This window comes from uncultured Planktosalinus sp. (assembly GCF_963973675.1).
GTDB lineage: Bacteria > Bacteroidota > Bacteroidia > Flavobacteriales > Flavobacteriaceae > Planktosalinus.
The window spans coordinates 1-2,068 of record NZ_CAXBAN010000421.1; the positions used below are offsets into that span (position 1 = coordinate 1).

The 2,068-nt window shown below is 31.3% G+C and carries 3 protein-coding genes; all 3 read left to right on the top strand.

Features of this window, described 5'->3' with window-relative positions:
• A partial coding sequence (locus tag AACY61_RS12870; RefSeq protein WP_339611984.1) for a C-terminal helicase domain-containing protein occupies positions 1-620 on the top strand: 620 nt, incomplete at its 5' end.
• Positions 621-751: 131 nt separating this feature from the next.
• Entirely contained in the window at positions 752-1,189 is a 438-nt protein-coding gene (locus AACY61_RS12875; RefSeq protein WP_339611985.1) for a hypothetical protein, read from the top strand.
• Between the two features lie 161 nt (positions 1,190-1,350).
• On the top strand, positions 1,351-1,962 hold the full coding sequence (locus AACY61_RS12880; protein ID WP_339611986.1) for a hypothetical protein: 612 nt from the start codon (positions 1,351-1,353) through the stop codon (positions 1,960-1,962).
• Positions 1,963-2,068: the final 106 nt, after the last annotated feature.

Genomic DNA, 2,068 nt, shown 5'->3' on the forward strand with positions numbered 1-2,068 from the left:
AAATAGTTGTAAAAAATAAAAAAATAGCCGATCTACTTTTTGAGTTATTGGATGCGTCATATAAAGAAGAACTATGTGTCATTCATTCCAATAAAACTCAAAACTACCGCATTAGAAGTATTAGGCAGTTTGAAGCAGGTGAAAACAGGATTTTAATTGCAACTGATGTAATGGCACGTGGACTGGATTTTGAGAATATCACCCATGTTTTTAATGTTGACACCCCGGCATATCCTGAAAACTATATTCATCGTATAGGAAGAACTGGTAGAGCCGAACGCTCAGGTAAAGCAATAACTCTTGCTTCACCTGGCGAATTTAACTCTTTATCAACTATTGAAACCTTGATGAGCCATCAGTTAAAAAAGTTTGAGTTGCCCAAAAACATCCTAATTTCTGAGCAACTCATTCCTGAAGAGCAACCAAAAGTAAAAGAAATCAACAATCCGTCTAAACGAATCAAAAACGAAGAACAACCCGGACCGGCGTTTCACGAAAAGAAAGAAAAAAACCAAAAAATTAATTTAGGAGGCACCTATAAAAGAGAAATCAAAAAAAAGTACAAAAAACCAAAAACCAAGGGTGACAAAAATTACAATAAGAGAAATAAACGTAAATAACACCTTGTGTTTATTAAATTAGGAAAACAAGCATGATCTAATTAATTATTAATAGTAATTATTAATAGGTTTTAATAATTACTTAATAATATTTCGTATATTAGTAAGTATAATTTTAAATACTTAGCGATATGAAAAGTGCAGAATTACATAGAATTGTTATGTGTGTGGCATTTTTTGTTTTTCTTTCCGGTATTACTTCACAAATTGTTGCCCAAAATCAAAAAGACAACTCGATCCCAAATTTTTTGATTGAAATTGAAAAAACAAACAACACTGTTAAACTGGTATGCTTGTCAGGGTGTAACTGGAAAGAATTACACTATACTACCACCAATGCAAATTTATTACAGGCCATTGATCAGTATGGAATGACAGAACTCTCCAAAAGAGATCGAATTGAGCTAGAAGGTGAAAGCAATAACTTTTTATTTACAGTTGAACAACACAACAGTACAATCACTTTAAGCGGAATTGAAGGCACAGCTTGGAAAGAACTCAGCTTTAGTTGTAAATTAAATAATTGCAAACAAACTATTGATCAATTTGGCATGACTCGTTCAAAATAATTTAAGTATATTTGATTTATAAAACCTGTCCCCATATTCCTTTAGGGCAGGTTTTTTTGTTTATAATAATTTCATAACTCACTATTATAAACTGAAAATGAGGAATTCCTCATAATTAATAAAAAGCAACTAGTTAATTTAGCCACACATCCACTTTAAAAATGGCAAAAAAATTTTATTATCAAACAATTAGATCAAACCCTGTTTTTGTTAATTTTGGAATTAAGGAAGAAATCAATTCTGTTGGTGACTATCTGGGACCCATCTGTATCAACAAACAGGACGCCGTGAATGATTCCCTAATTTTTTATAAAGACGGTATCAAAGAATTTGATACATTTTTAAACGGTGAACCTGAATATCATTTTCATCTGAGTATGCAAATGGCATCTTACATAAATGCTTTCGTGTTTTTTCTTTATCATCCGGAGCATAAAAAGTATGCTGTCAAAACGGCAATCTGGAGAGACCGCATCTTAGGCGTTTTTTACCATAAGGAAAACAAAGACCATACACTTACAAAACCACCTAAAACAAATAAATGGTTTACAAAATTTAACCCGGGCGAATCAATCCCTGAAGTGCTTTCGCTTCACCAACTCAATGATAAACCAAAAAAATCCCACTATTTTACACTTGAAAAAGAGAATGTCAGAATCGTTTCTTTAAAGTACCGCAACCTCGAAAATTCTATCGAAGAAATTAAAATATATATTAGAGCAAAACAAAAAAAACAACTTATGGAGTGTTTGTCAAAACACTTCGTTTTTTAATTGTTTTAAAAAATAATTTACAATTTGAGGATGTTTTATTTATTTTTATCCATTCAATATTTAAGTTTCTGAACATTTACTATGCCTTCAAATTATCAAGTATTGC